This is a genomic window from Micromonospora sp. B006, from assembly GCF_003408515.1.
Classification (GTDB): Bacteria; Actinomycetota; Actinomycetes; order Mycobacteriales; family Micromonosporaceae; genus Micromonospora; species Micromonospora echinospora_A.
Window position 1 is genome coordinate 7,015,447 of record NZ_CP030865.1, and the last position, 24,707, is coordinate 7,040,153.

General features: G+C 72.1%; 22 protein-coding genes. 10 read left to right on the plus strand and 12 right to left on the minus strand.

Annotated elements, in window-relative coordinates:
- Positions 1-35: 35 nt before the first annotated feature.
- The gene (locus MicB006_RS31480; protein ID WP_116510992.1) at positions 36-2,075 is read right to left on the minus strand and encodes a S8 family serine peptidase; all 2,040 of its coding nucleotides are present in this window, start codon (positions 2,073-2,075) and stop codon (positions 36-38) included.
- A 186-nt stretch (positions 2,076-2,261) separates the two neighbouring features.
- Complete coding sequence (locus MicB006_RS31485) at positions 2,262-3,722, minus strand: CCA tRNA nucleotidyltransferase (RefSeq protein WP_116510994.1); 1,461 nt, start codon at positions 3,720-3,722, stop codon at positions 2,262-2,264.
- Positions 3,723-3,854: 132 nt separating this feature from the next.
- On the opposite strand from MicB006_RS31485, the gene murJ reads away from it, so the two are divergent.
- From murJ to MicB006_RS31520, 7 genes are all read left to right on the plus strand, one after another.
- Positions 3,855-5,603 (plus strand): murein biosynthesis integral membrane protein MurJ, encoded by a 1,749-nt coding sequence (gene murJ, locus MicB006_RS31490; protein WP_116510996.1) that lies wholly within the window; start codon positions 3,855-3,857, stop codon positions 5,601-5,603.
- Between the two features lie 408 nt (positions 5,604-6,011).
- A complete protein-coding gene (locus tag MicB006_RS31495) occupies positions 6,012-7,625 on the plus strand; it encodes a protein kinase family protein (protein ID WP_192900165.1) in 1,614 nt (537 codons plus the stop codon).
- Positions 7,626-7,668: 43 nt separating this feature from the next.
- The gene (gene sigM, locus MicB006_RS31500) at positions 7,669-8,403 is read left to right on the plus strand and encodes an RNA polymerase sigma factor SigM (RefSeq protein WP_116510998.1); all 735 of its coding nucleotides are present in this window, start codon (positions 7,669-7,671) and stop codon (positions 8,401-8,403) included.
- On the plus strand, positions 8,400-9,356 hold the full coding sequence (locus tag MicB006_RS31505; RefSeq protein ID WP_116511000.1) for a hypothetical protein: 957 nt from the start codon (positions 8,400-8,402) through the stop codon (positions 9,354-9,356). The genes sigM and MicB006_RS31505 overlap by 4 nt, the downstream gene beginning before the upstream one ends.
- A gap of 176 nt (positions 9,357-9,532) precedes the next feature.
- Positions 9,533-10,486 carry a thioredoxin-disulfide reductase gene (trxB, locus tag MicB006_RS31510; protein ID WP_116512023.1) on the plus strand — a complete coding sequence of 318 codons (954 nt, stop codon included), beginning with the start codon at positions 9,533-9,535 and terminating at the stop codon, positions 10,484-10,486.
- A 38-nt stretch (positions 10,487-10,524) separates the two neighbouring features.
- Complete coding sequence (gene trxA / locus MicB006_RS31515) at positions 10,525-10,848, plus strand: thioredoxin (RefSeq protein WP_030499495.1); 324 nt, start codon at positions 10,525-10,527, stop codon at positions 10,846-10,848.
- A 164-nt stretch (positions 10,849-11,012) separates the two neighbouring features.
- A complete protein-coding gene (locus MicB006_RS31520) occupies positions 11,013-12,173 on the plus strand; it encodes an N-acetylmuramoyl-L-alanine amidase (RefSeq protein ID WP_073831154.1) in 1,161 nt (386 codons plus the stop codon).
- Between the two features lie 50 nt (positions 12,174-12,223).
- Here MicB006_RS31520 and MicB006_RS31525 read toward each other — a convergent pair whose 3' ends face one another.
- Positions 12,224-12,889, minus strand: coding sequence for a hypothetical protein (locus MicB006_RS31525; protein WP_043327687.1), 666 nt, complete (start codon positions 12,887-12,889; stop codon positions 12,224-12,226).
- Between the two features lie 281 nt (positions 12,890-13,170).
- Here MicB006_RS31525 and MicB006_RS31530 point away from each other — a divergent pair, with 281 nt between their 5' ends.
- Both MicB006_RS31530 and MicB006_RS31535 read left to right on the plus strand, forming a co-directional pair.
- Positions 13,171-14,484 carry a PLP-dependent aminotransferase family protein gene (locus MicB006_RS31530; protein WP_116511002.1) on the plus strand — a complete coding sequence of 438 codons (1,314 nt, stop codon included), beginning with the start codon at positions 13,171-13,173 and terminating at the stop codon, positions 14,482-14,484.
- A gap of 7 nt (positions 14,485-14,491) precedes the next feature.
- Positions 14,492-15,487, plus strand: coding sequence for a D-alanine--D-alanine ligase (locus MicB006_RS31535; RefSeq protein ID WP_116511003.1), 996 nt, complete (start codon positions 14,492-14,494; stop codon positions 15,485-15,487).
- Between the two features lie 2 nt (positions 15,488-15,489).
- On the opposite strand, the gene MicB006_RS31540 is transcribed toward MicB006_RS31535, so the two are convergent.
- From MicB006_RS31540 to MicB006_RS32135, 3 genes are all read right to left on the minus strand, one after another.
- Complete coding sequence (locus MicB006_RS31540) at positions 15,490-16,338, minus strand: hypothetical protein (protein ID WP_116511005.1); 849 nt, start codon at positions 16,336-16,338, stop codon at positions 15,490-15,492.
- Between the two features lie 1,685 nt (positions 16,339-18,023).
- Positions 18,024-19,064 (minus strand): ParB/RepB/Spo0J family partition protein, encoded by a 1,041-nt coding sequence (locus tag MicB006_RS31550; protein WP_116511008.1) that lies wholly within the window; start codon positions 19,062-19,064, stop codon positions 18,024-18,026.
- A 27-nt stretch (positions 19,065-19,091) separates the two neighbouring features.
- Positions 19,092-20,147, minus strand: coding sequence for a ParA family protein (locus tag MicB006_RS32135; protein WP_305021840.1), 1,056 nt, complete (start codon positions 20,145-20,147; stop codon positions 19,092-19,094).
- On the opposite strand from MicB006_RS32135, the gene MicB006_RS32140 reads away from it, so the two are divergent.
- The gene (locus tag MicB006_RS32140) at positions 20,044-20,349 is read left to right on the plus strand and encodes a hypothetical protein (protein ID WP_192900166.1); all 306 of its coding nucleotides are present in this window, start codon (positions 20,044-20,046) and stop codon (positions 20,347-20,349) included. The genes MicB006_RS32135 and MicB006_RS32140 overlap by 104 nt on opposite strands.
- A 327-nt stretch (positions 20,350-20,676) precedes the next feature.
- Here MicB006_RS32140 and rsmG read toward each other — a convergent pair whose 3' ends face one another.
- The 6 genes from rsmG to rpmH all read right to left on the minus strand — a co-directional run bounded on the left by rsmG (position 20,677) and on the right by rpmH (position 24,442).
- Positions 20,677-21,429 carry a 16S rRNA (guanine(527)-N(7))-methyltransferase RsmG gene (gene rsmG / locus MicB006_RS31560; protein ID WP_225980869.1) on the minus strand — a complete coding sequence of 251 codons (753 nt, stop codon included), beginning with the start codon at positions 21,427-21,429 and terminating at the stop codon, positions 20,677-20,679.
- 341 nt (positions 21,430-21,770) lie between these two features.
- Complete coding sequence (locus tag MicB006_RS31565; protein WP_116511014.1) at positions 21,771-22,361, minus strand: R3H domain-containing nucleic acid-binding protein; 591 nt, start codon at positions 22,359-22,361, stop codon at positions 21,771-21,773.
- A 212-nt stretch (positions 22,362-22,573) separates the two neighbouring features.
- Entirely contained in the window at positions 22,574-23,575 is a 1,002-nt protein-coding gene (yidC, locus tag MicB006_RS31570; RefSeq protein ID WP_073831161.1) for a membrane protein insertase YidC, read from the minus strand.
- Positions 23,576-23,815, minus strand: coding sequence for a membrane protein insertion efficiency factor YidD (gene yidD, locus MicB006_RS31575; RefSeq protein ID WP_091567651.1), 240 nt, complete (start codon positions 23,813-23,815; stop codon positions 23,576-23,578). It lies immediately after the preceding gene.
- A 41-nt stretch (positions 23,816-23,856) separates the two neighbouring features.
- Positions 23,857-24,270 carry a ribonuclease P protein component gene (gene rnpA, locus MicB006_RS31580; protein ID WP_116511016.1) on the minus strand — a complete coding sequence of 138 codons (414 nt, stop codon included), beginning with the start codon at positions 24,268-24,270 and terminating at the stop codon, positions 23,857-23,859.
- A 34-nt stretch (positions 24,271-24,304) separates the two neighbouring features.
- Positions 24,305-24,442, minus strand: a complete 138-nt coding sequence (rpmH, locus tag MicB006_RS31585; RefSeq protein WP_018788530.1) for a 50S ribosomal protein L34 — start codon at positions 24,440-24,442, stop codon at positions 24,305-24,307.
- Positions 24,443-24,707: the final 265 nt, after the last annotated feature.

Here is a 24,707-nt window from a genome sequence, read left to right on the forward strand (position 1 = left end):
CGGGGAGCCGGCGGGCGCCGTTTCGGTGTGGCGGGTCAGAGCGCGGTGAAGACGAACTTCTCGCCGGTGCTCAGGCCCAGGGTCTCGCTGTCCCAGTCGATGACGCGGCTGGCGATGAGCTGGCTGCCCCCGGTCGCGCCGGCGGTGACCGCCTTGCCGTTGGCGTTGGCCCGCAGGTAGACCGAGCCGTCGGCGTTGTAGTCGAGGAAGTCGAAGACCTCCCAGGCGTCGATCACGGTGGCCTTGGCGATCAGCGCCCGGTTGCCACCGGCGTCCGCCGTGACGAACTGGTTGTTGGCCAGCGCGCGCAGGGCGAAGAACCCGTCGCCCACGCTGACGACCTCGTACCTCTCCCAGGCCCCGACGGTCGCGGACCGGGCGATCAGCGGCCGGGTGCCGCCGCTCTCGGTGGTCACGTAGTTGCCGTTGGCCACCGCCTTGATGGCGACCACCGAGGGCGCCGCGTCGAAGTCGAACTTCTCCGCCGCGCCGATGGTGGTCTTGCTGGCGATCAGCGGGTTGGTGGTGTTCGAGGCGGTGACGTACTTGCCGTTGGTCACGGCCTTCAGGCTGACCGAGCCGTCGGTGTTCGTGACGATCTGGAACTTCTCCCAGTCGCCGATCGCGGCGGACCGGGCGATCAGCGGCCGGTTGCCGCCGCTCTCGGCGGTGACGAACAGGTTGTTCGTCACCGCACGCAGGCCGTAGTAGCCGTTGCCGGCGTCCACCACGTCGTACCGCTCCCAGGCGCCGACCTCGGTGCCCCGCGCGATCAGCGGACGGTTGCCGCCGCTCTCCGCCGTCACGTACAGGCCGTTGCCGCGGGCCTTGAGGCCGTACGACTCGCGCGCCACCACCGCGTCGCCGACGTGCAGCAGCCGGTCGGGCGAGCCCATGGTGTCGTGCACCGCGCCGCTGACGCTCGTGGCCACCACCGAGTCGCGCACCTGCTGCGGGGTCCAGCCCGGGTGCGCCTCCAGCGCCAGCGCCGCGGCGCCCGCGACGTGCGGGGAGGCCATCGACGTGCCGTTCATCGTCTCCGTGCCGGTGGCGCTGCCAGCCTTGGCCGAGACGATGCCGGTGCCCGGCGCGAAGGTGTCCAGGCAGGTGCCGTAGTTGGAGAACCAGGCCCGGAAGTCGATCTGGTCGGTGGCGCCGACGGTGATGGCCGCCGGCACGCCTGCCGGGGAGGCGCCGCAGGCGTCCTGCATGCTGTTGCCGGCCGCGACGGCGTAGGTGATGCCGGAGGCGATGGAGCGGGCGACCGCGTCGTTCACCGCCTGGTCGACGCCCTCGAAGCCGAGGCTCATGTTGGCCACCGACGGCCCGGTGGCGTGCGAGGTGACCCAGTCGATGCCGGCGAGCACCTGCTCGCTGCTGCCGCCGCCGTCGCAGTCGAGCACCCGCACGGCGACGAGCGCGACGTCCTTGGCGACCCCGTACTTCGTGCCGCCGATCGTGCCGGCCACGTGCGTGCCGTGCCCGTCGCAGTCCTGCGCCACGTCGTCGGACTCCACCGCGTCGTAGCCGTTGCTGGCCCGGCCGCCGAAGTCCTCGTGGTCGATGTCGATGCCGGTGTCGATGACGTAGGCGGTCACTCCGGCGCCGGTCGCCGGGTAGGTGTACTTCCCGTCGGTCTTCGTCCGGGACTGGTCGATCCGGTCCAGCCCCCACGGCGGGGTGGTCTGGGTGCCGGTGGCCTGGTAGCGCTGGACCTGCTGCACGTAGGCGACGTCCGGGTCAGCGGCGACGCGCTCCGCCTGCCGGCGGTCCATGGCGGCGGAGTAGCCGGACAGCGCCTTGCCGAACACCCGCCGCACGGAGCCGCCGTGCTCCCCGGCGAGGGCCGACGCGGTGGACTTCACCCTGGCAGGGCCGGCCTTGCCGTCCTTGAGGACGACGATGTAGCGGCCGGGTACCGCAGCGGCGGTGTCGGCGCCCCGGACCGGGGCACGCTTCGGTTCGGCCGGGTCGGCCGAGGCGGCGCCGCCGGTGGCGGCGCAGATGATGGAGGTCGCGGAGGTGAGGGCCAACCCCACCAGCGCGGAGCGGCGCAGCGCGCCATGACGTGACACTGAATGTTCTCCCCGTGTCCAGCGGCCGTCCCTTGGGGACGGGCGGATGTGATCAGGACAGCCGTACCCGTCGATCCAGGCGGCTGATGATGATGACCATCATCATGCGCGAGACATCGACCGACACGCGTCAACCTTTCGGTCGACACGCCGCCGTATCGTCGTGGAGCTTCCCGCCGGGGGAGATCAGCCGGTGATGCCCTCGTCGCGGGCCCAGCGCAGCAGCTCCGCCTCGGCCTCGTCGCGGTCCAGCGGCCCGCGCTCCAGGCGCAGCTCCTTGAGGTGCTGCCAGGCACGGCCGACCACCGGCCCCGGCGGTACGCCGAGCAACTCCATGATCGCGTTGCCGTCCAGGTCCGGCCGCACCCGGGCCAGGTCCTCCTCGGCGGCGATCCGGGCGATCCGCTCCTCCAGCGCGTCGTAGTCGGCCGCGAGCTGCGCGGCCTTGCGCCGGTTACGGGTGGTGCAGTCGGAACGGGTCAGCTTGTGCAGGCGGGACAGCAGGTCACCGGCGTCGGTGACGTACCGGCGCACCGCCGAGTCGGTCCACTCGCCCCGGCCGTACCCGTAGAAGCGCAGGTGCAGGCCGACCAGCTTGACCACCTGGGAGGTGATCTCCTTGGAGTAGCGCATCGCCTTCATCCGGGCCTTGGTCAGCCGGGCCCCGACGACCTCGTGGTGGTGGAAGCTGACCCGGCCGTCCGCGCCGACCGCCTTGGTGGCCGGCTTGCCGATGTCGTGCATGAGCGCGGCCATCCGCAGCACGAAGTCGCAGCCGTCGGACTCCAGCGCCAGGGCGTTGCTGACCACCGTGAGCGTGTGCTCGTAGACGTCCTTGTGCTGGGCGTGCTCGTCGATGGTGAGCTTCAGGCCGGTCAGCTCCGGCAGGAAGCGCTCGGCCAGGCCGGTGTCGACGAGCAGCCGCAGCCCGGTGATCGGGTCGGCGCCGCAGAGCAGCTTGGTGAACTCGTCCCGGATCCGCTCGGCGGTGATCCGGTCCAGGTCACCGGCCATCCCGGTCATCGCCTCGCGGACGTCCGGGTGGACGGCGAAGCGGAGCTGGGCGGCGAACCGGGCCGCGCGCAGCATCCGCAGGGGGTCGTCGCGGAACGACTCCTGCGGCGTGCCGGGCGTACGGATGATCTTGGCGGCCAGGTCGGCCAGGCCGCCGTACGGGTCGGTGAACCGGTGATCGGGCAGGCTGACCGCCATCGCGTTGACTGTGAAGTCGCGGCGCTTCAGGTCTTCGGTCAGGCTGGTGCCGTACTGCACTACCGGGTTGCGGCTGACCTGGTCGTAGACCTCGGCCCGGAAGGTGGTGATCTCCAGGTTGAGACCGTCGCGCTGGCAGGCGATGGTGCCGAACTCGCGTCCGGTCTCCCAGATCGACTCCGCCCAGCCACGGATCACCTTGACGGTCTCGTCCGGGTGGGCGTCGGTGCAGAAGTCGAGGTCGTTGCCGAGCCGGCCGAGCAGCGCGTCGCGGACGGATCCGCCCACCAGGTGCAGTTCGTGACCGGCCTGGGCGAAGCGCCGGCCCAGCTCGTCGGCGACCGGTGAGACTCGGAGCAGTTCGGCGACGGCGTTGCGCTGCGCGGCGGTCAGCTCGCGGCTGTCGGCGGCGTGGGAGGCGGAGGCTTCGGACATGGGATCGCCAGCCTATCGGGCCGGGGGTGGATCGACCGCGCCGGGCGCGGGTAACGGGCGGAGGTTGACTAAGGTTCCGGATGGGCGGGGCCGGCCGGACCCGGTTGCGACGTACCCCTTGGAGGCTGGCAGATGAGCGGCGGGCTCTACCGCAGCGCGAACGCGCACGGCGACGGCCTGCCGCCGGACGACGGCGCGACCTTCATCTCCGCCGAGCCGCTGAACCAGCCGGCCGTCGAGGCCGTCGCGCCCCCGCAGGAGGTGGTGGCCGAGACCAGCGCCGCGGCGAACAGCGCGGTGATGGCCGTCGGCAGCCTGGTCAGCCGGGGTACGGGCTTCATCCGCAACCTGATGATCGGCGCCGCGCTCGGCACCATGGTCGGCGACGCGTTCACCACCGCCCAGTTCCTGCCCAACCAGGTGTACGAGTTCCTGCTCGGCGGCGTGCTGACGAGCGTCCTGGTGCCGGTGCTGGTTCGCCGTCGCAAGATCGACGCGGACCGGGGCGAGGCGTACGCCCAGCGCCTGCTCACCCTCGCCGTGCTGGCCCTGGCCGCGACCGCGCTGATCGCTGTGGTGCTGGCCCCGGTGCTCACGGCCCTGTACGCGGCCGGCAGCGACGACCCGGCGTACACCACGCTCGTCACCCGGCTGTCGTACCTGATGCTGCCGATGCTGTTCTTCACCGGCATCAGCGCGCTGATCGCCGCGGTGCTGAACACCAGGGGGCACTTCGCCGCCCCGATGTGGGCGCCGATCCTCAACAACATCGTCTCCATCGGCACGTTCGGCCTGTACATCGTCGTCTACAGCGCGAAGGCGCTGCCGCCCGGCGAGGTGGGCTGGGACCGGATCCTGCTGGTCGGCGGCGGCACGCTGCTGGGCGTGGCGGTGCAGGCGATCGGCCTGCTGCCCGCGCTGCGCAAGGTCGGCTTCCGGTGGAAGCCGCGGTTCGACTTCCGCGAGCTGGGGCTGCGCGAGCTGGCCCGGCTCGGCGCCTGGATGTTCTGCTACGTCGCGGTCAACCAGCTCGGCCTCTTCGTGGTGGTCAACCTGCTCAACCGGGCCACCGGCGGCGACGGCGAGAACGCCGGCCTGCTGATCTACAACAACGTCTTCCTGCTGCTGATGATGGCGCACGGCATCATCGCGGTCTCGATCATCACCGCGCTGATGCCCCGGATGAGCGCGGCGGCCGCCGAGAACCGGTTCCACGACGTCACCGCCGACCTGTCCCGGGGCACCCGGATGGTCACGGCGGTGCTCGCGCCCATCGCGGTCTGCTACGCGGTGCTGGCCGCCCCGATCTCGGTGGTGGTGTTCCGGTACGGCGCGTTCACCGGCGACAACGCGGTGGCCACCTCGACGGTGTTGCTGGTGGCGGCGCTCGGCCTGGTGCCGTTCGCGGTCAGCCAGCTCTTCACCTTCGCGTTCTACGCGCTGCCGGACACCCGTACCCCGGCTCTGATCAACATTCCGGTGGTGGCGCTGCGCGTCCTGCTCCAGGTCGGCCTGTTCCTGATCTTCTCGAACACGTTCGCGGCGGCCGGGATGATGCTCGGCAACGCCGTGTCGTACCTGGCGGCGGCGATCATCTCGGCGATGCTGCTGCGACCCCGGGTGGGCCGGATCGGGCTGGGCGGGATCATGCGCACGCTCGGCCGGGTGGTCGTGGCGGCGCTCGGCGCCGCGCTGGTCGGCCTGCTGGTGGTCGCGGTGCTTCCCGGCGACCCGGCGAGCCTGAGCTGGCTCGCCGCCGCGGTCCAGCTGGTGATCGGCGGCGCGGCGATCGGCGCCACCTACCTCGGGCTCGCCATGGTGCTGCGGATCGGTGAGATCACCGAGGTGGTCGGGATGGTCCGGCGGCGCCTCGGGCGTTGACCCCCTCGGTGACCGACGGTGAACGAGGATCACCAGCCTGGGGATACGGCTGTGGATAACTTGGAATTCCCCCGTCCACTGGGCCTCTCGGCCTGTGGACAACCAACCGTACGGACGAGGGAGCGCAGGCCGGAGCGGGGAAACCACCCGGGCGGCACACCGGTACGCCCCTGTGCCGCCTCCTTGCCGTCAACCTTTAGATTGGCGGTGCGTGTCCGGCTCGCCCGCCGGGTGGGCGGGCGGCCCGGCCGGGGCCCGTGGTTGTCTGGCCTTCCGGCCGGTCACAGCGGGAAGATGACATGTCGGAGAACCGGGCATCCCGGGTAAGGTCGCTCTCGACGGGTACGACCGGTCGACACGGGTGTCGAGCCGGCCGGCCGTTCCACCGAAGGCAGAGCGGGAAGCCACATGCCCAGCAGCACGGGTCCATCGATCGACACGATCACCGAGGGAGGACGGGTGACCCAGGTCGGCGAGGGTCAGGAAGCGGAGGAGACCTCTCCTGCGGTCGTGACCTTCGGTGCTCCCACTGTCGGTGAGCTGCTCGCCGAGCGGTACGAGCTGGTCGAGCACATCAACAACGACAGCGCCGGCCGGCTGGTCTGGCGCGGCGTCGACGTGGTGCTCCGCCGTCCCGTCGCGGTGGTCCTCCGCTACCCGGGTGGCGACTCCGCCACCGAGATGCTTCAGGCCGCGGTCGCCGCGAGCCGCGTCATCCACCCCAACCTGGTCGGCGTCTACGACGCGATCGACGAGGACGACCGCGCCTACGTGGTCCGCGAGTGGGTCGACGGGCAGTCGCTGCGCGAGCTGGTCGCCGCCGACGGGCCGTTCGACCCGGCCCGGGCCACGGCGATCGGCAACGCCGTCGCGAGCGCCCTCGCCGCCGTGCACGCCACCGGCATGGTGCACGGCAACGTGCACCCCGGCACCGTGATGATCAGCGACGACGGCCGGGTAGTCCTTGCCGACGCGCGTACCGACGGGGCGGACAGCCAGCAGAACGACCTGCGCGCGGTCGGCGGGGTGCTCTACTTCGCGCTGACCGGGCACTGGCCGCACGGCGAGGCCCCGCTGCACGGCGCCACCGCCGGGCACGGCCGCGCCGCCCTGCCGGACGCGGTCCGGGACGCCACCGGTGCCATCGCCGCGCCCCGGCAGGTACGTGCCGGGGTGCCGGCGTACCTCGACGACCTGACCATGGACCTGCTCGACCGGGAGATCGACCCGCCGGCGTCGGACGTGCTGGCCGCCGAGCTGAGCCGGCTGGACATCCCGGCCGACGAGCAGTTCCTGGAGCAGGCCGGGCCGCTGCGTTTCACCGCCGAGCCCGGCGAGGAGCCCTCGCCGCTGGCCGCGGCCGGCGGGCGCAAGGTCGCCATCGGCATCGCCGGCATGCTGGCTGTGGCCCTGGTCGGGCTGCTCATCGGCATCAACGCGCTCGGTGGCGGCGACGACGGCGACAAGGAGCCGGTCGCCCAGCCGTCGAACAGCGCCCCGGCCAGCCCCGGTGGTGGCGACGAGCCCGTCGCGCAGGTCCGCAAGCTGACCATCCAGGACGTACGGATCATCGACCCGGACGGCGACCGCGCGGAGGTGCGCAACGCCGAGAAGGTCATCGACGGCGACGACGACGAGGGCTGGGAGACCAACACCTACCGGACGAACGCCAAGTTCGGCGGCATCAAGAAGGGCATGGGCGTCTGGATCGACCTGGGCGCCCCGCACACGATCAAGCAGCTGGAGGCGACGCTGTCGGCCACCGGCGCCACTGTCGAGCTGCGCGCCGGCGCCCGCGGCGACTTCCCGTCCAGCTCCGCCGGTGACAAGCAGCTGGTGAACGCCTACTCGACGGTGATCGGGACGCCGAACGAGAACGGCGGCACAAAGATGATCTTCGACGGCTTCCAGGAGGGGGACAAGTATCAGTACCTCCTCTTCTGGATCACCAAGCTGCCGGTGAAGGACAACGGCACCACCTGGAAGCTCGGCGTCCAGGAGATCGTGGTCCAGGGCTCGTGACCCGTCGGCCGCACCCGCCGCGCCACCTCCGCCGGATGTGGTGATGGCGGATCGCGGCGGGCGTACCCCGGACGCGGCGACCGGCGTCGGCCCGCAGCCCGGCCGCTCCGACCTGGACCTGCTCCGGGCACACGTGGAAGGCGACCGGGACGCGTTCACGGACCTGTTCCAGCGGCACCGGGACCGGCTCTGGGCGGTCGCGCTGCGCACGATCGGCGACCGTGAGGACGCCGCCGACGCCCTCCAGGACGCCATGCTCTCCGCCCACCGCGCCGCCGCCCGGTTCCGGGGTGACTCGGCGGTCACCACCTGGCTGCACCGGATCGTGGTGAACGCCTGCCTGGACCGGATCCGGCGGCGGCAGACCCACGCCACCGTCCCGCTGCCGGACGGGGTGCACACCGACGGCGAACCGGGCCGGCACACCGGCGGGCGGGAACCGGCCGCGCCGTCCCGCGACCACGACACCGCGCTCGTGGTCCGGCAGGCCCTCGCGGCGTTGCCGGCGGAACAGCGGGCCGCGCTGGTCCTGGTGGACGTCCAGGGCTACCCGGTGGCCGAGGTGGCACTGATGCTCGGCGTCGCCGAGGGGACTGTGAAGAGCCGGTGCGCCCGGGGTCGGGCGCGGCTCGCCGTCCTGCTCGGGCACCTACGGACCGGCTCCGACTCCCCCGCGGCCGACGTGCCGCGGGTCACCTCCGGGAACCGACGGGGCCGCGAGGGCGTCGGATCCTCGTCGGGAGCGTCCCGTCAGGCCGTCAGCCAGGAGGAGCCGTGACTTCCCGGGAGTTCAGCGAGGTCGACCACGACCTGCTCGCCGACTACCTCGGCGGGGCGCTGGACGGCACCCCCGAGCAGGCGACAGTGGCCCGGCTGGTCGAGCAGGACCCGGCGTGGCGGGTCGCGTACGACGATCTCGCCGAGGCCCTCGACCTGGTGCACACCGACCTGGCCGGCTGGGCGGCGGCGCCCGCGCCGGAGATGCCCGTGGCGGTGGCCGACCGGATCACCGCGGCGCTCGCCGGGGCCGGGCCCGCGCCCGGTCCGGCCGCGCTGCGCGACGGTACGCCCGTCGTACCGGCTCAGGCCGGTGGCGCGTCCCGCCCGCCCGGCACCGCGTCGCGTCCCGAACGGCACAGCGGCCCCGGTCGTCGTCCCCGGCGCTGGGCCCGGATCGCCGGCCCGGTGGCCCTGGCCGCGGCCTCGGTCGCGGCGGTCGGGCTCGGTGTCGGCCGGCTGGCCGATCCGGGCGGCGGCGGTTCGGCCAACCCGGCGGTCGGGGAGCCGGCGCCGATGGCCGCCGCGCCGTACCGGACCACCGGACCGGCCCTGAGCAGCGGCACCGACTGGACGCCGGAACGCCTCGCCGCCGACCGGGTGCCCAGCGGGGCGAAGTCGATGCCGCAGGACATGGCCGGTCCGTCCGGCGCGGGGCGGGAGAACGGCCCGGAGAGGCCCCTGTCCAGCGACAAGTACCGCGTCAGCGCGCTCGAGCTGGACCGGCTGGCCCGGCCGGAGACGCTCGCCGCGTGCCTCACCGCGATCGGCGCGGAGCACGGCGCGACCCCGCTCACCGTCAACATGATCGACTACGCCCGGTACCAGGGCGCTCCGGCGCTCGTGGTGACGTTCGCGGACGCGACCGGTGCCCGCTGGGGCTGGGCGAGCGGGCCGGAGTGCGGCGTACCCGGGTCCGGCGCGGACACGCGCTTCCGTACGCGGGTAGGGTGAAAACGCGGTCATCACGCGTGTCCCGCCACGTGACCTGACCCACCGGATGACCGGCTCGGGAATCCCCGCTTCGTACGATGACGTTCTGCAAGTCAGGCGCCGGCGCCGCTGAGCCGTCGGCACTCGGGATCGACATCGGTGCGGCCGGTGACGAACACACACATCGGGAGACGGCAGTGGACGAGGTCCGCAACCTGATCATCATCGGCTCCGGTCCGGCCGGCTACACGGCTGCGGTCTACGCCGCACGCGCCAACCTGAAGCCGCTGGTGATCGAGGGCGTGCAGTCGGGTGGCGCGCTGATGACCACCACCGAGGTGGAGAACTTCCCCGGTTTCGCCGACGGCATCCTCGGCCCCGAGCTGATGGACAACATGCGCAAGCAGGCCGAGCGTTTCGGCGCCGAGTTCCTCACCGACGACGTGACCCGCGTCGAGCTGAAGGACACCGGCGAGATCGGCTCGGACGCGGTGAGCACCGTGTGGGTGGGCGAGACCGCGTACCGCGCCCGCGCCGTCATCCTGTCCACCGGCTCCGCCTGGCGGCCGCTCGGTGTGCCCGGCGAGCAGGAGTACCTCGGCCACGGGGTGTCGTCCTGCGCCACCTGTGACGGCTTCTTCTTCCGCAACCAGCACATCGTGGTGGTCGGCGGCGGCGACTCGGCGATGGAGGAGGCCAGCTTCCTCACCCGGTTCGCCGAGTCGGTGACCATCATCCACCGCCGCGACTCGTTCCGCGCCAGCAAGATCATGGCGGACCGGGCGCTGCGCAACGAGAAGATCAAGGTCGAGTGGAACTCCGTGGTCGAGGAGATCCTCGGCGACGACGGCAAGGTCAACGGCGTGCGGGTACGCAACGTGCACACCGGCGAGAGCAAGGTGCTCGACGTCACCGGCGTCTTCGTGGCGATCGGTCACGACCCCCGCAGCGAGCTGTTCCGCGGCCAGGTCGAGATGGACGACGAGGGGTACGTGAAGGTCGAGGCGCCGAGCACCCGTACCAGCGTGCCGGGCGTGTTCGCGGCCGGTGACGTGGTCGACCACACCTACCGGCAGGCCATCACGGCGGCCGGCACCGGCTGCGCCGCCGCGCTGGACGCCGAGCGCTTCATCGCCACCATCCAGGGCTGAGAGTTCGACGAGCAAGGTTCGGAGGAGGAGAGTTCATAGTGGGAGCAACCAAGGCGGTCACTGACGCGAGTTTCGTCAGCGACGTGCTGCAGTCGGACAAGCCGGTCCTGGTCGACTTCTGGGCGGAGTGGTGCGGCCCGTGCCGCAAGGTCTCGCCGCTGCTGGAGGAGATCGCCGGCGAAATGAAGGACCAGGTCACCATCGTCAAGCTCAACATCGACGAGAACCCGGAGACGGCACGCGCCTACCGGGTGATGTCGGTGCCGACGCTGACGATCTTCAAGAACGGCCAGCCCGTCCAGTCGATCGCCGGCGCCAAGCCGAAGGGCGAGTTGCTCAAGCTCATCGAGTCGGCGCTCTGAGCCGTACCGACAGCGCCGGAACCCCCGTCACCCAGCCCGGGTGACGGGGGTTCCGGCTTTCCTGACCTGCATGAACACGAGCCCGCTGGGTACCGGTCACGGTACGCTCCGTAAGCATCCGTCGGAGTTCCGGTCCTGCCAACGTCCGTGCATAGGGGGTCGTCGTGCATCCGATCCGACCCGGTGACCAGGGACCGGCGGTGGCCGAGATCCGTACCGTGCTCGTCGGCCTGGAGCTTCTTCCCGCCGACAGCGGGGGCGACGACTACGACGCCGAGACCGAACGCGCGGTCCGGGCGTTCCAGCAGTCCCGCGGCCTCAGCGTCGACGGGCGCGTCGGCGCCGAGACCTGGCGGGCGCTGGACGCGGCCCGCTGGCGGTTCGGGGCCCGCGCGCTCTTCCACGCCGTACCCGAGCCGATCACCGGCGAGGACGTCCGCTCGCTCCAGGAACGCCTGCTGGAGATGGGGTACGACGTGGGACGCGCCGACGCCATCTACGGCATCCGCACCTCCCGCGCGGTGGCCCAGTTCCAGCGGGAGATGGGGCTGAAACCGGACGGGTCGTGCGGGCCGCACACCGTCAACGCGCTGCGCCGCCTCGGCCGCAAGGTGGTCGGCGGGCGCCCGCAGTGGCTGCGCGAGTCCGACGCCATCCGGCAGGCCGGACCGGAACTCGTCGGGCGGACCGTGGTGATCGACCCGGGGCACGGGGGCACCGACCCGGGCGTGGTGGTGCCCGACGGCACGCTGCGCTGGACCGAGGCGGACCTCGTGCACGACCTCGCCAGCCGGCTGGAGGGGCGGCTCGCCGCGGCCGGCGTACGCGTGCAGCTCACCCGGGGCCCCTCGCCCGCGAGCTGCCTGCCCGACGCCGACCGGGCCCAGCTCGCCAACTCCCTCGGCGCCGACGTGTTCATCTCGCTGCACACCGACCACCACGCCAACCCGGCCGCCGAAGGGGTGGCCACCTACCACTACGGCACCGACAACGGCGTCACGTCGGCGACCGGCGAGCGCCTGGCCGGGCTGGTGCAGCGGGAGATCGTGGCCCGTACCGGGCTGCGCGACTGCCACACCCACGCCAAGGCGTGGGAACTGCTCCGGCTCACCCGGATGCCCGCGGTACGCGTCGAAGTCGGCTACCTGACCTCGCCGGAGGACCGGGCCCGGCTGGTCGACCCCCGGTTCCGGGACCGCGTGGCCGAGGCCATCGTCGCCGCTGTGCAGCGGATGTACCTGCCGATCGAGCGGGACGTGCCGACCGGCTCGATCGACGTGACCGAACTGCGGGCGGTACTCGCCGCCGGCACCGTCGTCGACTGACCCCGCTCAGCTGGCCGGCTGCCCCCGCTCAGCTGGTCGGCTGGCCCCGCTCAGCTGGTCGAACGGGTGGCCGGCGCCGGGCGGACCGGCCGCAGCAGCGTCTCCGGGCTCATCGAGCCGAGCAGCTTCTCCAGCGCGTACTCCACGTCCGACTTCCAGCTCAGCGCCGTACGCAGCTCCAGCCGCAGGCGCGGGTAGCGCGGGTGCGGCCGGACCGTCTTGAAGCCCACCGACAGGAAGAAATCGGCCGGCGCCACGCAGGCGCGGGCCGGGTCGTCCGCGTCGTCGCCGAACTTCGCGTCGCCGAACGCCTCGATCGCCTTGATGCCGCGCTTGGTCAGGTCGCGGGCCACGCCCTGGACCAGCATCCGGCCCAGGCCGCCGTCAGCGAAGGCGGGCACCACGTGCGCCGTCATCAGCAGCGCCGCGTCCGCCGAGACCGGCGACGTGGGAAACGCCATCGAGCGCGGGACGTACGCCGGCGGCGCGTACATGACGAACCCGGCCGGCATCCCGTCGACGTAGACGAGCTTGCCGCAGGAGCCCCACTCCAGCAGCGTCTGGGAGACCCACGCCTCCTTCTCCAGGCCCGGGTCACCGGCCGCGCAGGCCCGCTCCGCGGAGACCGGATCCAGCTCCCAGTAGACGCAGCGCCGACACGATCGAGGCAGGTCCTCCAGCGTGTCCAGGGTCAGGCTGACCAGACGTCGCGACATGAGCGCACCCCACCAATAGGCTCGGAGCGCCGGTGTGTCCCGCGCCCTCCTGCTCCCGACGAGCGATCGTACGCTTCCGCCCGGCGCTACGGGAGTGGACGCGCGAACCCCTGCCCGGAAGGCAAACGGCCGGTCCGGGATGTGGACGTGTCCACACGGCGGGTACCGCTACCGTCACCACGGACTACGATCGACCAACCGGCCCTAGCCGCCAATGTCTGTCGGCATCGCGGGTACCACACCGGGCGGCAGCCCCGCCGACACCCGATCGAGGTGATGTCATGACCGGCACGACGCTCGACGACTACACCGACAGGTACGCCCGGCGCGTCCGCGGGATGACCGCCTCGGAGATCCGGGCGCTCTTCGCGGTGGCCAGCCGGCCGGAGGTCGTCTCGCTCGCCGGTGGGGCACCCTACATCGCGGCGCTGCCACTGGACGCGGTCGGCGAGATGCTCGGCCGGCTCGGCGCCGAGCACGGGGCCACCACCCTCCAGTACGGCATCGGCCAGGGCACCCCGGAGCTGCGCGAGCGGATCTGCGAGGTGATGTCCCTCTCCGGGATCGACGCCTCCTGCGGTGCCTCCCCGGAGGACGTGGTGGTCACCGTCGGCGGCCAGCAGGCCCTCGACCTGGTGGCCCGGCTCTTCCTGGACCCGGGTGACGTGGTGCTCGCCGAGGGCCCGACGTACGTCGGCGCGCTCGGAGTGTTCCAGGCCGCCCAGGCCCAGGTCGCCCACGTGCCGATGGACGACGAGGGCCTCATCCCGGAGGCGCTGGAGGTGGCCATCGCCGACCTGGCCCGGGCCGGCCGGCGGGTGAAGTTCCTCTACACCATCCCCACCTACCAGAACCCCGCCGGCGTGACGCTGAGCGAGGAGCGGCGCGAGCGGGTGCTCGACATCTGCGAGCGCGCCGGGCTGCTGGTGGTGGAGGACGACCCGTACGGTCAGCTCGGTTTCGAGGGCGAGGCGCCCAGGCCGCTGCGGGCCCGGCGGCGCGACGGGGTCTTCTACCTGAGCACGTTCTCCAAGACCTTCGCGCCGGGCCTGCGGGTGGGCTGGATCCTCGCCCCGCACGCGGTCCGCGACAAGCTGGTCATCGCGAGCGAGGCTCAGATCCTCTGCCCGAGCGCGTACGCGCAGTCGGCCGTCTCGACGTACCTCGGCACCATGCCCTGGCGGCAGCAGCTCAAGGTCTACCGCGAGATCTACCGCGAGCGCCGGGACGCGCTACTCGACGCGATGGCCGACCTGATGCCCGAGGGCACCACCTGGACCACACCGCGCGGTGGCCTGTTCGTCTGGGCGACGCTGCCCGACGGGCTCGACTCCAAGGCGATGATGCCGCGGGCCGTGGCCGCCCGCGTCGCCTACGTGCCGGGTACCGGCTTCTACGCCGACGGCACCGGCGCCGGGAACATGCGGCTGAATTTCTCCTTCCCGTCGCCGGAGCGGATCCGCGAGGGCGTCCGCCGGCTGGCCGGGGTGATGGAACAGGAGATCGCCATGCGCAAGGTCTTCGGCGCGGTCGGCGGTGCCGGACCCCGCCGTCGCCAGGGCGGCTCGGACGCGCCCGGTCCCGACTTGGCATGATGCCCGCATGTCCGACAGCCCTGCCGCACCGCCTCCCGTGACCGGATCCGCCGTCGACGAGCTGCACGTGCTCGTGCTCGCCGGTGGTCTCTCCTACGAGCGGGACGTCTCGTTGCGATCGGGCCGCCGGGTGCTCGACGCGCTGCGCGCGGTCGGCGTACAGGCGGAACTGCGCGACGCCGACGTGGCGTTGCTGCCCGCCCTGACCGCCGACCCGCCGGACGCGGTGGTGATCGCCCTGCACGGCGCCACCGGCGAGGACGGCTCACTGCGCGGCGTGCTCGACCTCTGGGACGTGCCCTACGTCGGCTGCGACGCCCGGTCCTCCCGGCTCGCCTGGGACAAGCCGTCGGCAAAGGCGGTGCTGCGCGAGGCGGGCATCCCGACGCCCGACTGGGTGGCGCTGCCGCACGACCGCTTCTCCGAACTGGGGGCGGTCGCCGTCCTGGACCGGATCGTGGACCGGCTCGGGCTGCCGCTGATGGTCAAGCCGGCGCAGGGCGGCTCCGGGCTGGGCGCCGCCGTCGTCCGGGAGGCGGCGTCGCTGCCGGCCGCGATGGTCGGCTGTTTCGCGTACGACCAGACCGCGCTCGTGGAGCGCTACGTGCCCGGGATGGACGTGGCGGTCTCCGTGCTCGACCTCGGCAAGGGCCCGCAGGCCCTGCCTCCGGTCGAGATCGTGCCGCGCAACGGCGTCTACGACTACGCGGCCCGCTACACCGCCGGCCGCACCACGTGGCACGCGCCCGCCCGGCTCGACGCCGCGACGACCGCCCGGGTGACCGAGGTGGCGCTCGCCGCGCACACCGCGCTCGGCCTGCGCGACGTGTCCCGGGTCGACCTGATCGTCGACGCCGAGGGCCAGCCGCACGTGCTGGAGGTCAACGTCTCCCCGGGCATGACCGAGACCTCGCTGCTGCCGCTGGCGATCCAGGCGGCCGGACTGGACTTCGGCCGGGTGCTCGGCACGCTGGTGGCCCGGGCCGCCGCCCGCCGCCGCTGAGGTCAGCCCTCCCTGGTGAGCGCCGCCCGCGGCTCGCCGTCCTCGGCCTCGCCCACGGTAGCGGCGCCCTCGGTCTCCTCCTGCTCCTCGGACGCTTCGGGTCCGCCCTCCGGTGCCGGGTCGTCGGCCGACGGGCCCGCCGAGGGGTCTGAGACGTCCTGTGCCGCCTCGGACTCCGGGATCTCATCCGCAGCCTCGATCACGGATGCGGGCTCCTCCTCGGGCTCCTCAGCGGCGTCCACGGCCAAGGCCGGAGAGAAGCTCGACGGGGCCTGCCACTGGATGCGCGGCGGCTCGGCGAGCGGCCGGCCACCGAACTCGGCGAGCCACGCGGCCACCATGGCCAGATTCTCCCGCCACCTGTCCTCGGAGATCGGGGGCAGGATCGAGTCCCACAGCGACAGGAACGTGCCCCGCAGCTGCAGTCGCCCGTACGGCCGGGCGAGGAACCACAGGTGCAGGTGCGCCGAGCCGTCGCCCCAACGGTTCACGTGGACCCGGGCCACACCGTCGAGCGACCGGATGGCCCGCTCCAGGCGCACGGTCATCACGCCCAGCTCGGCGGCGAGCAGATTCGGCAGGTCGCCCAGATCCAGGTGGGACCGGGACTCCAGGATCAGGACCATCGGCAGCCCGGTGGGCCGGTCCATGGCGCGGACCCGCCACCGCTCACCGACCCAGATGTACGCCTCGTCGGGCGCGTTGCAGGCGGTGCACTCCCGATCCGCCTCGCCACGGCGGGGAGGTTCGAACGGTACGGGCTCGTCGAGCGGCTTGACGCGGAGATCGCCCTCGAAGGGAAAGGACGGCCACTGGGTGAAGTCTGGAACTGAGGGAGGGGTGTCCGGCACGACGCTGACCCTAACCGAGTTGGCGACGCCTGTCCCTACCCGTTCCACTGCCCGCGCACAGGTTGTCCACCACGTTGTCCACAGGGTGCCGAGATCACCAGTACGGTGCGTCATCCACTGCTCAGCAAGGGTTTCCGCGCTTTGTTTCACGTGAAACGGGGCGAGCCTGTGGACAACTGCTGTGGATAACTCGGAGGGTGTGCGGATCCGCTCTTCCAACGATCCGGGCGCTCGATCCGTACCGGGTTCGGGAGGCGCTTCTTGCGATCGGTTCCACGTGAAACAGCGGCGGCCCGCTCAGTCGCGCACCGCCGGTCTCGGTGATCCTGGTGCCGGCGGGGCTTGGGCCGGTGGCTCGGGGCGGGCAGCCAGTTGGTTTGCCTTGGTCTGGCGGCTCCGGGCTCCGGGCTCCGGGCTCCGGGCTCCGGGCTCCGGGCTCCGGGCTCCGGGCTCCGGGCTCCGGGCTCCGGGCTCCGGGCTCCGGGCTCCGGGCTCCGGGCTCCGGGCTCCGGGCTCCGGCGAGGATCCTGCCGTTGGTGGGATCGCCGGGCAACGGGACGACTCGCGGCGCTAGCCCTCATCCGGCGCGGGGCGGGCGCGGACGTTGGTGCCCCGTCGAGGAGGCGGAAGATCCGGGAAGCGCGGCCCTAGACGGGCGCTTCCCGGTCCAGGGTCGCTGGCACCCGCTGCCCACCGGGCGTGAGTGGAACGGCGTGGGTGCCTCCGAGGCATTTTGACACCCATGGTGTTCCACCCGGCTTCAGCACCGCTCCAATGGACGGCCGCGTGGGCGATTAACGCGCAGCGACGGCGCACATCTAACGACGGCGGTGGGCTCGTCTCGGAGCATCGGCTACGCGGGCCAGCCTCGACGCGAAGGCGTCATCGTCGACTGGACCGGGGCCTCCAGGGCTGGGCGGGGGCCATCCCGTTTCACGTGAAACGCCGCCCTATCGCTGCAAGGCTCGACCGTTCACCCGGCTCCAAGCGGCGCAGGTCTTCTCAAGCGCAGACCCTCTCCCCACTCCGCCACGGATCAGCCAACCCTCTTCCGGCTCCCGCTCACCCCGTGGACGCCATGCAGCCGCCGATCTTCTTGGCAACTGAATCGGCTGGGTGCCGGCACGCCTCCTTGTCGCCGTCACCCACGCCGACGTCGTCAGATCGCCCACTCCTCCGCCCGCGGAAGCGCACTGTCGTCGTGGGGCGGAGACGGGGACCCGGCGGTGCCCGATCGTCAAGCAGCCGAACTCGACGGAGACACGCAGCCCTGACGTCGACGGGCGGCCCCACAAGTTGGCATGGAGTCATGACCCCGATCCGCCCTCGGCGGTGAGTCACCACGGCCACCGGCATCTGAGTTGTCGTAGGCGCGAGCGCGGCGCGCTACCCGGTGCGCTCCCGGCACCCCGGCTCCTCGCCCACCCGTCAATCGCAGAGGTCAGCCCCGCGACGGGGGGAGCAGAACGACCGACTCTGAGGCCCGCCCGCCGCCTCAGCCCGCCCCGCACCGCCGTCCTCGTTTCACGTGAAACCAGGGCGGGCAGACCAACGGCCGTCCCGCAACCGCCACACCTTAAGCGCGAATCGCAGGAGCCGGATCGCCCCCGGGAACAGCAGCCGGAAGAAACGAGCCGGCCGCACCCCCTCGCGGGCGGTGCGGCCGGCCGTACAAGCACTCGCGGCTACGCCTCGGGCCGCTCCTCCTCGCCCACGCCGATGAGCCCGACGATTCGTTCCAGGTCATCAACGGTGGCGAACTCGATCGTGATCTTCCCCTTGCTCCGGCCGATGTCGACCTTCACGCGGGTGTCGAACCGGTCCGAGAGCCGGTCCGCGAGATCGGTGAGCGCCGGGGCGTGCGGCTTCGGCCGGCGCTTCGCGGCGGACGCCTTCGCCGGTTCCTCGGCGAGCGCCAGGTGCACGAGTTCCTCGGCACCGCGTACCGAGATGCCTTCGGCGACGATCCGCTTGGCGAGCTGCTCCTGTGCCTCGGCGTCGTCGAGGCTGAGCAGTGCCCGGGCGTGACCGGCGGAGAGCACCCCGGCGGCGACCCGGCGCTGCACCGCCGCCGGCAGGTTCATCAGCCGGATGGTGTTGGAGATCTGCGGGCGGCTGCGGCCGATCCGCCGGGCCAGCTCCTCGTGCGTGGCGCCGAACTCCTCCAGCAGCTGCTGGTAGGCCGCCGCCTCTTCCAGCGGGTTCAGGTTGGCGCGGTGGATGTTCTCCAGCAGCGCGTCCCGGAGCATCGCGTCGTCCTTGGTGTCCCGGACGATCGCGGGGATGACTTCCCGGCCGACCGCCTGGGCGGCGCGCCAGCGCCGCTCACCCATGACGAGTTCGTACTTCTCGGGGTCGAGCTGGCGGACCACGATCGGCTGGAGGAAGCCGACCTCCTGGATCGAGGTCTTCAGCTCCTCCAGCGCCTCCTCGTCGAAGACGTGCCGGGGCTGCTTCGGGTTCGGCACGATGGCGTCGACCGGGATCTCGGCGAAGCGGGCGCCGGGCACCGGGCTCAGGTGCGACTCGGGTTCGGCGGCCGGGGGCGGGGCGCTCCCTACTGCGCCGGTGATCGCGGCCGTCGCGCCGGCCACGGGAGCCGACGTGGGGCCCACCGCCGTCGGCGACTCCGGCTCGGTGGCCGCCGGGTCGGCACCCGGTACCGGTCCGGTGGGGATGAGGGCGCCGAGCCCTCGGCCCAGCCCGCCGCGGGGACGGTTCTTCATGCGACGCCTCCCAGCGACATTTCCGCACTACGCATTCCGGCTCACCGGCTCCTTGACGCCTCGCTCCGCGATCTCCTGGGCGGCCTCGAAGTAACTCGTGGCTCCCCGCGAACCGGGATCGTAGGTCATCACCGACTGGCCGTAGCTCGGTGCCTCGGAGACACGCACGTTGCGCGGGATGACGGCCTGGAGCACCTTGTCGCCGAAGTGGTTCCGGACGTCCTGCTCCACCGCGTCCGCCAGCCGGGTACGCCTGTCGTACATGGTGAGCAGGATGGTGGAGACCTCGAGCTTCGGGTTGAGGTGCTGGCGTACCAGGTTGATGTTGTTGATCAACTGGTTGAGCCCTTCCAGCGCGTAGTACTCGCACTGGATCGGGATCAGCACCTCCTGCGCGGCGACAAGCGCGTTGACTGTGAGCAGGCCGAGCGACGGCGGGCAGTCTATGAAGACGTAGTCGAAGTGCCCTGGGTACGCGGCGATGGCCCGCGCCAGGCGGGACTCCCGGGCGACGACAGAGACCAGTTCGATCTCGGCGCCGGCCAGGTCGATAGTGGCCGGTACGCACCACAGGTTGGGGATGCCCTCGACGGCCTGCGCCACCTCTTCGAGCGGCACGCTGTCGATCAGGCAGTCGTAGACGTCGGGCACGCCGGTGTGGTGCGGGACGTTCAGACCGGTGGAGGCGTTGCCCTGGGGATCAAGGTCGACCACGAGCACCCGGTTGCCGTGCAGCGCGAGCGCCACTGCGAGGTTCACGGTGGTGGTCGTCTTGCCCACGCCGCCCTTCTGGTTGGCGACGCACATCACCCGGGTCCGGTCCGGGCGGGGCATGGTGACCTCGCCACTGGGATTCAGGATCTGCACGGCGCGCATCGCCTCCATAGCCAACGGTGGATCATCCTCTTCGCGCGTCGGGGTTTCACGTGAAACGTACGTGCTGGCGTCTACCTCTTCGCCGTACCCGCTCGCCTGTGGCGTGTCGGACGGCGCCACGGCGACCTCGGGTGCGGCCTGGTGCGGCACGGCCGAGACGGGCGGCTGGGGTTCGAAGCGAGCGGGCACCACGGCGTTCGCCCGCACCGCCGGGGGTCGCGGCGCCGGGGCGTTCGCCGGGCCGTCGGCCGGGTCGACCGGGTCCCGAGCCGGCGGGACGTTCGCGGGCGCCGACGACACGGGCCGCACGGCACCGGAGGGCGGCTGCTCCCGCCGCGAGGGCGGCGGCTCGGCCGGCTGGTACGAGGCGGACGGATCGCGGGGCTCGTTCACCGTCCACTCCCGGTAGTTGGTTTCACGTGAAACGGGGCCAGGGGAGTTCCCTCCGGACCCGGTCAACCGTGGATCGTCGTACCTGTCGTCGTCATGCACCTGTCATCCCTACCCGCTCCGGATGGTCGGTCCGCACCCGTCGAATCGAGTCCGCGCCTCGCCCGGCGTGGTCGGCTCGGCGGGAACCCTCGGGTTCGGGTGCCGCCCGGCACCGCCGTTCCACACTATCGACGCGCGGTCAGCCTACGGCCGACGGGCGCAGTGGGTCCATGTCGGGTTGTGATCGATCGCGTCACGTCCACCCGGTCCAACGACCGGGTGGACGTCCGGACAGCCGTTTCGGTCAGCGGTCGCCACGACGGCGGCCGCCACGCGACCGCTTCGGCTTCTTGGCCCGGCGCGGGTTCACCACGCGCTCCCGGACCACCTCGATCACCGTCGCCGGGGACTCGACCATCCCCTCGCCGCAACGGTGCAGCTCCGGCGTACCGCCACCGAGGCGAACCACCGCTTCGGTGTGCTCGGCGATCTCGTCGGCCGCCGAGGCGCCCTTGAGCGCCACCAAACGACCGCCGGAGACCAGCAGCGGCAGGCACCAACCGGCAAGCCGGTCCAGCGGCGCCACCGCGCGGGCGGTCACGATGTCGGCGGACAGCCCTTCCCGGTCCCGCGACCCGGCTGCCGCCTCCTCGGCCCGCCCGCGGAAGACGCGGACGTCGCGGGTCAGGCCGAGGCGTTGCACCGCCTCGATCAGGAAGGAGGTACGCCGCGCGAGCGGCTCTACGAGCGTCACCGTGAGATCGGGACGCGCGATCGCCAGGACCAGGCCGGGCAGCCCGGCGCCGGAGCCGACGTCGATCACGCTCGCCCCCTCCGGGATCCGCTCGGCCACCACAGCGCAGTTGAGCAGGTGCCGGTCCCAGAGCCGCGGCGCCTCGCGCGGGCCGATCAGGCCGCGCACCACGCCGTCGGTGGCAAGCAGTTCCGCGTACGCGGCGGCCAGGTCGAGCCGGTCGCCGAACAGCGCGCGGGCGGCCTCCGCCAGTTCGGGCGGCAGCGTCGCCGACGCCGGGTCGGGCGCGGCGTCACCGTCCACAAGGGAGGGCGCGTCTTCCGCCGGCTCGGCGAAGACCGGATCGGCCGGCACTGCCGGTGCGGCCGACGTCACGTCCGCCGCCGGCTCACCGGAGAAGGCGGGTGTCACGTCAGCGGCCGGGTCGGCGGGTTCGATCCCGGTCACCACCGCCGGCTCGGCCGAGAAGGCGGGCTCGCCCGGGTCGGTCGGGGCCGTTCCCGGGTACGCCGGGTCGGCCGGCCCGTCCTCGTCGGAGAAGACCGGGTCGATTGTGTTGTCGGGGCGCACAGCCGACGGCCCGGGCGGCGTACCACCCGGGCCGGCCACGGCGCCTGCCGTCGTCTCGTCGGAGATCACGGACCTCAGTCCGTCACCGGACGCACGACGATGCGGCGGTCGGGCTCGACGCCCTCGGACTCGCTCTCCACGCCGCTCATCGCGTTCACCACGTCGTGCACGCACTTGCGCTCGAACGCGGACATCGGCTCCAGGCGCACCGGCTCGCCGTGCTCCTTGACCTTCTCGACCGCGTTCTTCGCCACGGCGGCCAGTTCCTTGCGCCGCGCGGCCCGGTAGCCGCCGACGTCCAGCAGCAGGCGGCTCGGCGTGCCGGTCTGGCGGAACACGGCCAGCCGGGCCAGCTCCTGGAGCGCCTCCAGCGTCGCGCCGCGCTGGCCGACCAGGTTCTGCAGCCGTCCGCCGACCACCTCGACGACCGGGCGGCCGCCGGAGACCAACTCGTCGATGTCGCCGTCGTAGTCGAGGATGTCCAGCAGGCCCTCGACGTAGTCTGCGGCGATCTCGCTCTGCCGGAACAGGTCGCTGTCGGCCGGGGCCTTCTTCTCCCGGGACTCGCCCGAGGCGGCCTCGGTCTCGGTGGCGGCGGTAACGGGGGTCTCCTCGTCCAGGGACTGCTCGGCGCTGGGGATGCTGGTCTCGGTCACGGGTCTCATCTCCGTACTCGCTCGGCCGGACCGTTCGGGGGTCCGCTGGTCTCCCGGGGCCGGCGGGAGGTTCGCCGGTTGCCCTCGGGCACGTCTGTACGGGCCAGTTTCGCCCGCGGCCGCGCCTCGCGCGGCGATTCCGGCCCGGCGCCGACTCCTCGGATGGCAGCACGTGGCCGGAACGGGCCACCGCCGGTGTCGCGGCGGTGGCCCGGTGAAACTCAGCCCTGTCGCTTGGCGGGCCGGCTGCCGCCCTTCTTCGGGTTGACCGGCTTGGCGCCCGGCTTCGGTCCGGCCACCTTCGGCGCCGCGGCCGGGGCCTTCGCCGCCGGCTGGGCCGCCTTGCGGCCGAACAGGCCACCGACCTTGGCCGGCTGCACCGGGTTCTTGCCACCGGTGCTCTTGGCGGCGGTGGTGCTCTTCGCCGTGGGCGGCGGCGGGAACTTCCGCAGCACCCACTGCTGCTGACCGAGCGTGAAGAGGTTGTTGGTGACCCAGTAGATGATCACACCAATGGGGAAGATCGCGCCCGAGATCAGCAGGGACAGCGGGATGCCGTAGAGCATCAGGCGCTGCACCATGCGCTGCTGCGGATCCTCGGCCCACCCGGTCTTGAGGATCATCTGACGGCTGGTCAGGTAGGTGGTGGCGATCATGATGATCACCAGGATGCCGGCGACGACCTTGACGGTGCCGGTGTTCGCGCCCAGCCGGCTGAGCTCCTCGGCGGTGGAGCCAAACTTGCCGGAGATCGGCGCGGTGAAGAGCGTTGCGTTCGAGGCGCTGTTGAACTGGTCGACAGTCCAGCCGTACAGGGTCTTGCCCTGGTTGTCCGGGCTGAGGCGACGCAACGTGTGGAACAGGCCCAGGAAGACCGGGATCTGGAGGAACATCGGAAGGCAGCCCATGAGCGGGTTGGCCTTTTCCTTCCGGTAGAGCTCCATCATCTCTTTCTGGAGCGTCTCCCGGTCACCCTTGTGCTTCTCCTGGAGCTCCTTCACCTTCGGCTGGAGCGCCTGCATGGCACGCTGCGACTTGATCTGCTTGACGAAGACCGGGAACAGGATCACCCGGACCGTCACCACCAGGAAGATGATGGCGAGGATCCAGGCCCAGTTCGTACCGATCACGGCCCCGACCGGAACTCCGATGGCGTCCCAGGCCGAGTGCCAGGTCAGCAGGATCCACGAGATCGCGTAGTAGATCCAGTCGAGACTAAACACTCAGGCTCCAGTCACGTCGGCACGGCGGCGGTCGCCCGGCTCCGGAACCGGGTCGTGTCCACCTGGGTGGAAGGGATGGCAGCGCGACAGCCGACGGACCGTCAGCCAGGCGCCCCGCAGCGCACCGTGCCGGGACACCGCCTCCACGGCGTAGGCACTGCACGACGGGTAGAACCGGCAGCGGGCCGGCAGTGCCGGACTTATCCACCGACGGTACGCGATGATAGGCGCCAGCAGCATGCGGGCACCGGTTGTGGGCGACGAAGTCGCGCTCGGGCCGGTCACCGCGACCGCCGTCCCTTGGGGGACCGCGCGGCGGCGAGAGCGGCGTCGAGGTCGGCCCCGAGCCGGGCGTACGTCGCGTCGGCGGCTGCCGGCAGCGCGCGTACCACGAGGGTCGTGCCGGCGGGCAGCTCGGCCAGCCGCTCGCGGACCAGGTGCCGGAGCCGCCGGCGGACCTTGTTCCGGACCACCGCGCCGCCGACGGCCTTGGACACGACGAAGCCGGCGCGGCGTGGTGCGGAGGTCTCCGCACCGCTGGTCCGCGCCGGCTCCGGCGAAGGTGTCGCGGTGGTGCCGATCGGCTCGGGGGTGGTCAGGTGGACCACGACGGTGCCACGGCCGACGCGTCGGCCACCGCGAACCGCTGCGGCGAAGTCGCTACTGCGCCGCAGTCGTTGCGCGGCGGCCAGCACGACTGCCCACGTCCCCGGACCGGACCTGTCGGCCTCAGGCCGACAGGCGGGCGCGGCCCTTGGAACGACGGGTAGCGATGATGGCGCGGCCGGCACGGGTGCGCATGCGCAGCCGGAAGCCGTGGGTCTTCGCGCGCCGGCGGTTGTTCGGCTGGTAGGTGCGCTTGCTCACGTCAGGCTCTCCGTTGTCGTACGCCCCGCGCGGCGGATCGCCCGGGGTCGTGTGCTGGTCCAGGTCACCTTGTCGGTGACCTCCGATCGGCGCTGCCGTGACGCGCTCCCCGGCGATGCGAGGTGACAGCCACGGACAGCAAGCATCAATCACCCTAGCAGAGGGCGAGAGAGCAGCCGCTCCAGCCTACGCACGGGCGCAATGACCGTCAAACATCACACTGCGGCGTCCCACCTGCGTCGGAACCCCGACCGAAGGGGCGGTT